The 7,506-nt window shown below is 49.4% G+C and carries 9 protein-coding genes, 1 tRNA gene and 1 pseudogene; 10 read left to right on the forward strand and 1 reads right to left on the reverse strand.

All coding sequences use genetic code 11. The features are described from left to right. The 3 genes from HP459_RS19715 to HP459_RS19725 all read left to right on the forward strand — a co-directional run. The coding region (locus HP459_RS19715; protein WP_171936687.1) for a peptidoglycan DD-metalloendopeptidase family protein at window positions 1-390 on the forward strand (390 nt) is incomplete at its 5' end. An 80-nt stretch (window positions 391-470) separates the two neighbouring features. Next, a tRNA-Gly gene (locus tag HP459_RS19720) sits at window positions 471-544 on the forward strand. Between the two features lie 596 nt (window positions 545-1,140). Next, window positions 1,141-1,455: a hypothetical protein gene (locus HP459_RS19725; RefSeq protein WP_171936688.1), complete on the forward strand. Its 315-nt coding sequence runs from the start codon at window positions 1,141-1,143 to the stop codon at window positions 1,453-1,455. On the opposite strand, the gene HP459_RS19730 is transcribed toward HP459_RS19725, so the two are convergent. Further along, window positions 1,452-2,258, reverse strand: coding sequence for a DUF4225 domain-containing protein (locus tag HP459_RS19730; RefSeq protein ID WP_171936689.1), 807 nt, complete (start codon window positions 2,256-2,258; stop codon window positions 1,452-1,454). The genes HP459_RS19725 and HP459_RS19730 overlap by 4 nt on opposite strands. 240 nt (window positions 2,259-2,498) lie before the next feature. Between HP459_RS19730 and HP459_RS19735 the strand changes: the two genes are divergently transcribed. The 7 genes and pseudogenes from HP459_RS19735 to HP459_RS19765 form a co-directional block, all read left to right on the forward strand. After that, window positions 2,499-2,915, forward strand: a complete 417-nt coding sequence (locus HP459_RS19735) for a recombinase family protein (RefSeq protein ID WP_223862218.1) — start codon at window positions 2,499-2,501, stop codon at window positions 2,913-2,915. Between the two features lie 62 nt (window positions 2,916-2,977). Continuing rightward, complete coding sequence (locus tag HP459_RS19740; protein WP_046618721.1) at window positions 2,978-3,676, forward strand: hypothetical protein; 699 nt, start codon at window positions 2,978-2,980, stop codon at window positions 3,674-3,676. A 2-nt stretch (window positions 3,677-3,678) separates the two neighbouring features. Further along, entirely contained in the window at window positions 3,679-4,104 is a 426-nt protein-coding gene (locus HP459_RS19745; RefSeq protein WP_155019062.1) for a hypothetical protein, read from the forward strand. Window positions 4,105-4,181: 77 nt separating this feature from the next. After that, a pseudogene (locus HP459_RS19750) lies at window positions 4,182-5,338 on the forward strand (IS3 family transposase). A 163-nt stretch (window positions 5,339-5,501) separates the two neighbouring features. Next, a complete protein-coding gene (locus HP459_RS19755) occupies window positions 5,502-5,645 on the forward strand; it encodes a hypothetical protein (RefSeq protein ID WP_171936690.1) in 144 nt (47 codons plus the stop codon). Window positions 5,646-5,857: 212 nt separating this feature from the next. Beyond that, window positions 5,858-7,033 (forward strand): OmpP1/FadL family transporter, encoded by a 1,176-nt coding sequence (locus HP459_RS19760; protein ID WP_171936691.1) that lies wholly within the window; start codon window positions 5,858-5,860, stop codon window positions 7,031-7,033. Window positions 7,034-7,096: 63 nt separating this feature from the next. Next, window positions 7,097-7,506 (forward strand): Crp/Fnr family transcriptional regulator (locus HP459_RS19765; RefSeq protein ID WP_171936692.1); only part of this gene is annotated, 410 nt, incomplete at its 3' end.

Consider the following 7,506-nt stretch of genomic DNA (forward strand, 5'->3'; position numbering starts at 1 on the left):
CAGCGCTGCTGGATCTGGCCTGCAAGCGGAAAAGTGGTTGCGCCGTACTCGCTCTCGGAAGGGGGCAATAAAGGAATTGATATCGCTGCCGCACGCGGCACGCCGGTTTACGCTTCAGGGGCCGGAAAGGTGGTCTATGTCGGTAACCAGCTTCGTGGATACGGTAACCTGATCATGATTAAGCATGGTGAGGACTACATTACGGCATATGCGCATAACGACACGATGTTGGTGAATAATGGCCAGAACGTGAAGGCGGGGCAGAAGATTGCGACCATGGGCAGTACCGGGACGGATACGGTGAAGCTGCATTTCCAGATCCGCTATAAGGCCACGGCCATCGATCCGCAGCGTTATCTTCCGGCGCAGGGCAGTAAACCGAAGTGCTAAGTGATTATTTAATCGCCACTTAGTGGGGTAAAGGCTTGTATGAAGAGGCGTAAGGTCTATAATGCCTTACGCACCTCAAAGCGGGCGTAGTTCAATGGTAGAACGAGAGCTTCCCAAGCTCTATACGAGGGTTCGATTCCCTTCGCCCGCTCCAGTCTCCTCATAAATCAAGAAGTTATATTTCATCAGTTAGTTACGTTGCTCTGCTTTAGCAGGTACAACTAAAACTACCCAATGTTCTATATCCGTACCTGTCGCGTGATAGGTCTGTGGTACAAGGGAACATATCCTCACGCTGGCGGTGGTTCCAGGTTCTTACCGCGACAGTACAACAACGAACAAAAAGCCGCATACCTGGCATAACTCCCGAACAGATTGAACACACGCATTTAAGCCCGATGTGTGGCCCTATGAGCCACGTAAACAGGTGAATAGTGGTAATGCCCCGGTAGCTACAGATCCGGCTCTGCCAGCGCTTTGCTCACGCTCCGAAAGGTACACGAGCACCCTGATAAGGTGTGATCCCCCTGACAATCTGATTTGGTCACTGGTGACTTTCGCAAAGCGAAACCAACTAGGTTGGCCTGTTGCAGTCGCTATGCTCCGCTTGTTGCTTCTACCACTAACGGGGCTTTATGGCTTCTATTGTCTGAAAGCTGATACATTGCACAAACATCATGTGGATTACTGTAAAGTTCATCACTATGATTATGTGTGCCATTGCCAGTTAAGAAATGCGGAGAGGACAATATGGATGTTACTGATGAGGCTTTGTTGAGTTCTGGCTTTACACCATCGGATTTGAAGAAGATAAAGAACAACGTTGAAAGCTATGGTGGAACGTTGGGGAATGCAATCAGGGACCTGGCTAGGCGATTTATTCTTGCCGTGTGGGTTGTATCCGGTTGCCTTGCTGTATTCTTTTTTCTTGTGATGTTCGCATCTGAGCAGAGTGTTTTCTCTGGTGCTATTGGCCTTTCTTGTGGCGCAGCGGTTGCAATTTTTATACAACCGCCTGTACTTGCTTATAAATCTTGGCGATTCTGTAGAGCGAACAAATCTTAATTAGTACTGTTATCAGTAGCCAGAAGATCAAAAATGACTTTCGCTTTGACACCATATCCAGCGATTTTCATCGTTAGCTTAGGCTTGCTCATTGTGTCAACTTTTCGGTAGTAATCACGCGGCAGCCAACGGAATAATCGCCAAGCTCCGGGTTTCCTTGCTAAGCCGAAGATACTATAGACACTCACCCCTAGAGTCACCGTATTATAAAGAGCTAATCCACTTTTTGGGCTAAACCCCATAAATTGCGCGGTCTCCATTGCGCCATCAGCAAAAATTCCTTCCGATTTGGATTGTTCACCATAGCGAAGATGGCTTGCTTCTTTTGTTATACCGTTAATACCATCAACAAATAAAACTGCTCCTGCAAGAACTCCAACAGGGGTCATAGTGGACATCATAACCATCCCACCAAATAATGCTGCTCCAGATACCACTATATGGATTGCCGAAATCACGTATCCGACGATTTTATTGTTTTCCCTGACAAACTCGACCTTTGCATAAAGTTGGGCGGCTCTGGTTCTTAACAGGCGTTCTTGTTCTTGTAGATTATCTGTTTCAGCACGCAGATTTTTGATGCATGCAATGCATTCTTCATCGGTTTTGGCCCGTCGTGCAGTTTCAAATTCTTTATCTACAACCTGTTTTATCTCTTCGACAAACTTGATACGTGTAAGACCATCTTGCAAATAGAATGCTGACAGCCGGTTTGCTGTTTCGACGAGTTTCCGGGCCTCCAGATTCACCATGGTATCTGACCATGTTCTGTTCCAGCCCCTGTTAAGCAACGCAATATCCATTAAAGACTCCTTTCCAAAATGTGTCTGGTCATTTTACGTGCAATAAGGTCGAAGACAACAGGAAATACTTACACAACCCGCCCCCGTAGGTGTCCCGTCTCTTTATCCTCCCAGTTTACATCCTCCTGCTTAAAATATCCCCGGCTCTATTATAGATCCGCTGAGTGGATCGATTAGCCGCCTAATAATTTCACTGGATCTGCATGAAACATCCTGGTGTTATCACTGCGTTACACTACTTTGCTTGCGTTGCAATTTGCCTCGCTTTATTACAACAGGCGAAACGCTGTCTTCCTGTGCCTTTGCCGTAACACTGCTGACTTGCTGGCAACGGTTGAGCGGTTAACAGAACGGGGTGTAGTTGTTCAGTTCCACAAAGAGGATTTTAAGACCGGGAAGAACTCTCCAGCAGGTAATATGATGCTGACCGTACTGGCAGCAGTCGCGCAGATGGAACGTGAAACAATGCTGGAGCGCCAGCGTGAAGGTTACGAAGCAGCAAAAGCCGCAGGCAGGATCACCGGACGGGGCAAAGGTCGCTCTATTGATCGTGAAGCCATTAAAGCAGAACTCGCAGCAGGTAAAACCATTCCTGCAATCGCAGAAAGCCACAACGTCAGCACCAGAACAGTCATGAACATTAAGGCCGAAGCCTGAACAATTCTGCTTAAAAATAGGCTATAACATTGGCAACATAAATCTTTCAAGGAGATGAAAGGATGAGCACCAGAGCGGAGATAAAGGATGGTGCGCAGTTTGACGTTTTGCGAAGGGGTGTCGTTTATACTGAGGTGCTTGGCTGGGTTGACATGGGGCACGCTCGGGGTAGTGATATCATGGAGCTTAAAAGCCAGTTTATCGCGGGGGAGCTTAGCGGCAAACCTTCCTACATGGTGATGTATCGGCAGGACATGCACTTTGTGAAATTCAACTCACAATTCGGTGTAGGCAAGTTCTCTCGCTGGGAGATTAAACGTGGCCGGAGTACCGAAGATATTAACAGAATCATGCTGGCGATGATGATGAACACAGCAGCTCGATTTGAAGGCTTGCAAAGCCTGCGGGCTTTCTCCTGGTACACTGATAGTGGCTTTAGTGGTGAAGACTTGGTTTCTGATCTGTTCGGATTCCATCGAGCTATCATGCCAGGACGGTACGGATACCGCCTTAAACCTGTCAGTTATGATGCCGCCGTTCGTCGCTGGGATCATTACGGTGCTATTGGTTCCCATAAAAACCGTGGTTTCCGTCCGATTCTGTTCCCTGACCCGGAAGATCCGTGTGTGCGTCACCAGCCGTACACGGTGAACCTCCCGCATTTTATGACATGGCTGAAGCCGTGGGACGATTTCAGCTCTGGTAATGTCAAAGTTATTACAGACAATGGGACGTCACTTGGGTACACAGGGGTGAAGTGATAATGCGTAAATTCTTTAAATGGAGCATCCTGATATTAATTACGGGTGTTATCCTATGCTGGCTATTTGTCTATCTTGTTGCATCCGGTATCAATGAAGCTACCACATACACTGAAAATGATTTTTTCAATTATCACTCCCTGACTGATAAAGATATTGAGAAGGCTCCGCGTATATCGAATAATTATTACTTTGAATCACATCCCGGAGATGGATACGCCCCCTCAAACACAATCATTTTTAGGGGAGTATCTAACGTCGAGCCGATGAGGGCTTATTTGTCTAAGCTGGGCTATACCAAACAGAAAGGCGGTTCGAGGGAGGCGGAAATATGGACGAAGCCAGAGCAGATGAATAGTGCTCTCTTTTACCTGCACTTTGATGCTGCTACTGGCGAAGCAGAACTAACTAAGGAACTGAATAACTGAATGTCCGTAGTGGCACACTGAATTTGGCCACCTGAACTGAGGTGATATGCTCACCTCAGAACAACACAGGTGCTTCAATGAAAAGAAGAAATTTTAGTCCTGAATTCAAACGCGAATCCGCTCAGCTGGTTGTCGACCAAAATTACACCATCTCTGACGCTGCCAGGGCAATGGATGTTGGTCTTTCCACGATGACAAAATGGTTCAAACAACTGCGTGATGAGCATCAGGGCAAAACGCCAAAAGCCTCCCCGATAACGCCGGAATAAATCGAAATACGTGAGCTTGAGAAAAAGCTACAACGTATTGAAATGGAAAACGAAATTCTAAAAAGGCTACCGCGCTCTTGATGTCAAACTCCCTGAACAGTTCTCGATAATCGGGATACTCAGGACGCGTTATCCTGTGGTCACTCTCTGCCAGGTGTTCGGGGTTCATCGCAGCAGCTATAAATACTGGAAAAACCGTCCTGAAAAGCCCTGACGGCAGACGAGCTGTATTACGAAGTCAGGTACTTGAGCTGCATGGCATTAGCCGTGGTTCGGCCGGAACAAGAAGCATCGCCACAATGGCAACCCAGAGAGGCTACCAGATGGGGCGCTGGCAGGCTAATGAAAGAGCTGGGGCTGGTCAGTTGCCAGCAACCGACTCACCAGTATAAGCGTGGCGGTCATGAGCACGTTGCTATCCCGAATCATCTTGAGCGACAGTTCGCCGTAACGGAGCCCAACCAGGTGTGGTGCGGTGATGTGGCCTATATCTGGACAGGTAAACGCTGGGCGTACCTCGCCGTTGTACTCGACATGTTTGCAAGAAAACCAATGGGCTGGGCAATGTCGTTCTCACCGGACAGCAGACTCACCATGAAAGCGCTGGAAATGGCATGGGAAACGCGCGGTAAGCCCGTCGGGGTGAGGTTCCACAGTGACCTGGGTAGTCATTATACGAGCAGGCAGTTCCGGCAGTTACTGTGGCGATATCAGATTAAGCAGAGTATGAGCCGGTGTGGAAACTGCCGGGATAACAGTCCAATGGAGCGCTTCTTCAGGAGTCTGAAGAACGAATGGGTGTCGGTGACGGGTTACGTAAGCTTCAGCGATACAGCTCACGCAATAACGGACTATATCGTTGGATATTCGTGCTCAGACCGCACGAATATAATGGTGGGTTACCACCAAACGAATCGGAAAACCGATACTGGAAAAACTCTAACACTGTGGCCAGTTTTTGTTGACCACTACAACTGCACCGCTCACTGCTTCATCGCTGAACCAGCGAATAACGCTATAACCAGCATCGGCTATCTGCTGCTTCTGGTTTTCAACGTAACACGTTAAGTTGCACATTTCCTGTACCCTGGATACCCTGAGATTAATCCTAATAACTCAAGGGTGAGTATGGCTAGCGGGAAGAAAAAGAATCAAAAGGAATCGCCTGAAGAAGAGTTAGATCGCCTGCTGGATGAGCTTGAACTCACACCGGAGCAACGGGAGTTTATCGAATCCATGCGAGAGGATAAGAGCGATCCCAGTAGTGAGTAACGCTTGTCTTAAGCCGAACGAGTACAAACGGCATTGTAAGAAATTCCTCACCCGGTGCATGCAGAATCACGGTGCCTTTGTTCCGGCTGTCGCTGGAGTGTCATAAATATAATTACGCGCGCGCATAATTTAAAATTAAACCCTCTTTCTTTTTACGTAATCAATCGCCCCTGTTATATCTGTCGGCAAATTTTTTATTTCCCGGATCGCAGATGAAAACACGACTCCTCCTGTGCGCTGGCTTATTAGCTGCCTCCAGTGCCCATGCCAGCGCCCTCTATTTTTATGAAGCTGGCACCGAAGATACCGCGCTTGCCGGAGCAGGGCAGGCGGCTCGTGCGCAGGATGCCTCTACAATTATGACCAACCCGGCTGGCATGACGTCCTTACCGGATCATATGGTCACCGGTGGGTTACAGGTTATGGATGGCTCCATCGACAACCAGCTGGATAACGATGCCCATCAAAGCCCCGGCGATGTGATGAAAACCATCCCGAATGCCAGCGCCTTTTATAGCCAGAAGGTGACCGATAATCTTTATGCCGGGGTCGGGCTTTACGGTAATTACGGCCTGGGGATCGACTACGGCAGCTGGGCGGGCGACAGGCTGATTAAAAAGAGTACCATGGTAGCCATGACGCTCAGCCCCTCGCTGGCCTATAAACTTAACGACCGTCTTTCGATTGGCGCGTCCGCCAACGTTAACTACGGTTACTTCTCGCTGACTCGCAGCGTTAACGATGATGACTACCGGCGACGCGATGAAGACCTGGCCATGAGCTATCGGCTTGGGCTGCTGATGCAGCTAACTGACCAGACCCGAGCCGGTATTACCTGGAACAGCGAAACGGACTACAGCTTCAATATTGACGGCAACGCGCGTGTTCAGAACGGCACCTACGACCTGCCGGTGTCAGCACAAATCAGCGCGCCGCAGCAAATTATGCTCAGCCTTGTGCATGACATTAACCCGCAGTGGTCGGTTATGGGCGATCTCGGCTGGCAGGACTGGAGCCAGTTCGGCGCGCCGCAAATCGTCGTCGGGGACCAGCAGCTGAACAACGTCAGCCGCCTGAAGGACACGTGGCACGGTGCGGTGGGCGTGCAGTATCGTCCAACGCCTCAGTGGCGACTGAATGCCGGTGTGGCGTTCGACAGCTCGCCGTATGAAAGCCAGAGCGATGTGGCCTTAACCTTACCTACCGGCGATGAGTGGCGATTTGGTACGGGAGCCCAGTATCAGATCACCCCGGCCAGCAATATTGGTATTGCCGTGTCGTATCTTCATATGCAGTCGTCGCATGTGAAATCGCCGGTGGCGTTTGCCGGAAGTTACGACCATCCTTATCTTTGGTTTGCCAGCGTCAACTACAGCTATCAGTTTTGATCGGCTAACCGCTTAAAATATATGGTCTATAATGGCAGATACTGAATGTCAGAAGGTTGTACCATGCATATTTTACCGCCTGTTCGACCCGAAAAATCCATCGAACGACTGACCGCTATCCTTGAGCCGATAGCGGAGAAAGTGCACGTTGTTCCACGTAAGCGACTCACCTGGTTACGGAAGGGGAAACAGCAGATGTACCTCTTTCTGGAAGGGGAGCTGTCCCTGCTGCGGACATCGGATGGACTGTTGGTCGTGACCGTTTACGAGCCGCATTTGTTTGGTATTGCTGAGATGATCCAGCCTACGCAAGGCCATTTTCTCCGTGCGGAAAGGGAGTCGACCATTTTACGTCTCGATGCGGACAAGGCGGCCGAGTTATTCCGTGCCGAGGGCGTCTGGGAGGATGTCGCAGCGCTGCTCTCATACCATACGGCCTATTTGATATTCCGTGATGCGCAGGTACTCCAGCA

This window comes from Enterobacter sp. CM29, from assembly GCF_013179605.1.
Classification (GTDB): Bacteria; Pseudomonadota; Gammaproteobacteria; order Enterobacterales; family Enterobacteriaceae; genus Enterobacter; species Enterobacter intestinihominis.

Excerpts from the sequence above, each read along its gene's own strand:
- HP459_RS19725 (WP_171936688.1), top strand. The coding sequence starts at position 1,141 with ATGGATGTTACTGATGAGGCTTTGTTGAGTTCTGGCTTTACACCATCG.
- HP459_RS19730 (WP_171936689.1), bottom strand. The coding sequence starts at position 2,258 with ATGGATATTGCGTTGCTTAACAGGGGCTGGAACAGAACATGGTCAGAT.
- HP459_RS19740 (WP_046618721.1), top strand. The coding sequence starts at position 2,978 with ATGAGCACCAGAGCGGAGATAAAGGATGGTGCGCAGTTTGACGTTTTG.
- HP459_RS19745 (WP_155019062.1), top strand. The coding sequence starts at position 3,679 with ATGCGTAAATTCTTTAAATGGAGCATCCTGATATTAATTACGGGTGTT.
- HP459_RS19755 (WP_171936690.1), top strand. The coding sequence starts at position 5,502 with ATGGCTAGCGGGAAGAAAAAGAATCAAAAGGAATCGCCTGAAGAAGAG.
- HP459_RS19760 (WP_171936691.1), top strand. The coding sequence starts at position 5,858 with ATGAAAACACGACTCCTCCTGTGCGCTGGCTTATTAGCTGCCTCCAGT.